Consider the following 2,344-nt stretch of genomic DNA (forward strand, 5'->3'; position numbering starts at 1 on the left):
CAGGGTAGCTATGGCTCCGTACTTCATATACACTGTTTCTAGACTAGATGACGTATCGGCGAAAAAATCTATAATTATCGATGCCCTGGACATAATAGCGGATAACTATCAATATCTTAAAAATGATTTTGATGATTTCATATCAAATAAGAAAGTAAAGTATACGTTTAAGCTTTTTAATATAGAGTATCTAACATTTTCGAAGGACTTAGATTTATTGAAAATAAAGGATAACGAAAAGCGGTACCTTTGTGTTTATCCTCCGTTTTTCTTATTCGTATTATGGCCTGAGACCTTTCATGACTACTTCTACGGATCCAAGCCTAATTGTGGCGGTATGGTAAATGCATTGTCTGCGCTAAATTTAGATAATAATGATGAAAAACTTAATGCATTAGTTAATAAGCTTAATATGATGAGGGGGTCTCGGGAGGTTTATCTTCCAGCGGTTGTAGGGTTAAATTCTTATTTCGGTGCTTTTAAGGTTTATCCAGTGTTTTCGGTGTATGACAGGGTTGAGAGGAATCCGTATTATTTTGTTGTGCCTTTTGCGGCGCCGGCGAGGGAGTTTTATGTTCTTGGTGTAGTTGGTGACGTTGTTGTATTTGATGGTGACGGGAAGAAACCGGGTAAGCCGTTTTATTACGTTGATATTACGAAGTAATTTCGAGGATTATTTTTTTCTGGGCGCAGAAGTAGTCCCAGAATATGTAGGGAGTTTTTGAAACTTGCTCTCCTAGCATTTTTCCTAGCATGTTACATATCTTTTGTGCTTCTTCTGTTGGGAGGGCGGCGCAGTTAAGGCCTGACTGTACGCCTTGTTTTATACTGTTTTCTACGTCTGCTACTAGGAAGTAGGTTATGATACATGCTGTGACTTTGTCTGGGTCTGGCTCTAAGCCTTTTGCTTTGATTTTGTAGACTCCGTGTGGTAGTTTAATGTTTTTAATGCCTGTCTGGTCGAATATCTTGATTTCTACGTTGGCGTGTGTTGGTATTACTCGGCTTCCTTGGGGTGTTGTTATGTAGATGCATGTGGGGGTTCCGCATTCGGTTATTACTGATTGTTTTATTTCGATTTGTATGTCGTGTGGTATTGCTATAGTTGCTTCTCTTTCGATGCCGGGTGGGGTGTTTAGGAGATTGTGCAGGGCAACCGCTAGCTCGTCTGCGAATTGCAGGCGGATGTTATTCATTACGCTCATGTATGTGCCGAATATTGTTGTTGTGGCGGCGACGAGGAGGATAACAAGGAGGATATAGGACGGCTTCATTGTCCTCCGCTCTGGGGCTGTATTGGGGCTTTGCAGTTGGCGACGATTATTGTGCCGGCTCCTTCTCCTACAGATGTCGCTACTATTATAACTTTGCAGCTTGGGTTGTCGGCGAGTTCAGGTGGTACTCCTATTTTTATTTCGTGGTTGTTTGTAATGTTGAAGTACCAAATTGCGTCTCTGGGACTGAGCCCACCTAATGCTGGGTATACTTTTGTGTCACTTTTTTCTTTAGTTTGAAACACGGCGGCGTAGTTTATTAATGTAATTGGCGTATCGTCTCTTTTTAGACTTACTTTAGCTTTTATGCCGTTGAAGAGGCCTAGATGTTTGTATTCGACGGTGGCTTTAGCTGTAGAGTGTACGAATGCTACTTGTCTTGTTTTGCCCTTCCAGCAACTTACCTCTACGTAGGTTTCATTTATGTATATGACGTCGCTGGTCTTGCTGGATATGTATGTCTTGGTTATTTCGCATCGCACTCCTCTAATCATAGCGTATTCGGCGGCTTTTTGGAGGAAGAAAAGTTCTATGCTTTTATTTAACGCTTTGGCGAGGTCTTCGCCCTTTATGGCGTCGTAGTCAAGGGCCGTGGCATATATGGCCTCTTCGATTGTGTTTCTCAGCATGTGTTCTATCTCTCTCTTCTCGATTACGTCGTCTTCAATGAATATTTCAGGTCCTAGTGTCCTTTTAGGGAGAGCCACTAGTAGTATTAGGGTGGTGAGGAGAATTGCGGCGGCTACAGCGATGGCGGCTTGGCCTCTCATCGTGACAGCATTAGGGATACTATTCGTCCTTCTTCTCTGAGTATGATGATCTGGGCGCCGTCTGCGGCTGATGGGTTGTAGCCGCGGGTTATTGTGAAGAGTTTTCCTCCTGTGAGGGATATCACGGTTAGGTTGTAGCCTATGTTGGGGGGTATTAGTGTTTCTAGGGCGAGACGGGCGTATTGGGGGTCTCCATCGCCTGTCATGCCGTAGGCGACGGCGTAGATGATTCCGCTGTCTGTCCAGTTGATTAGTATGCGCTGGGCGTTTATCCGGAGGGCGTAGTCGCCTGCGACGTAC

At 43.9% G+C, this 2,344-nt stretch carries 4 protein-coding genes; 1 reads left to right on the forward strand and 3 read right to left on the reverse strand.

Going from position 1 to position 2,344, the window contains the following annotated elements; genetic code table 11:
* Positions 1-664 (forward strand): hypothetical protein (locus ACP5J3_RS13360; RefSeq protein ID WP_428496138.1); only part of this gene is annotated, 664 nt, incomplete at its 5' end.
* On the opposite strand, the gene ACP5J3_RS13365 is transcribed toward ACP5J3_RS13360, so the two are convergent.
* The 3 genes from ACP5J3_RS13365 to ACP5J3_RS13375 all read right to left on the reverse strand — a co-directional run.
* Positions 654-1,274, reverse strand: coding sequence for a hypothetical protein (locus ACP5J3_RS13365; RefSeq protein WP_428496139.1), 621 nt, complete (start codon positions 1,272-1,274; stop codon positions 654-656). The two genes, ACP5J3_RS13360 and ACP5J3_RS13365, sit on opposite strands and share 11 nt — an antisense overlap.
* The gene (locus ACP5J3_RS13370; RefSeq protein WP_428496140.1) at positions 1,271-2,044 is read right to left on the reverse strand and encodes a hypothetical protein; all 774 of its coding nucleotides are present in this window, start codon (positions 2,042-2,044) and stop codon (positions 1,271-1,273) included. Before ACP5J3_RS13370 ends, ACP5J3_RS13365 begins: the two co-directional genes overlap by 4 nt.
* The coding region (locus ACP5J3_RS13375; RefSeq protein ID WP_428496141.1) for a hypothetical protein at positions 2,041-2,344 on the reverse strand (304 nt) is incomplete at its 5' end. The genes ACP5J3_RS13370 and ACP5J3_RS13375, both read right to left, overlap by 4 nt.

The organism is Pyrobaculum sp., from assembly GCF_049971835.1.
GTDB lineage: Archaea > Thermoproteota > Thermoprotei > Thermoproteales > Thermoproteaceae > Pyrobaculum.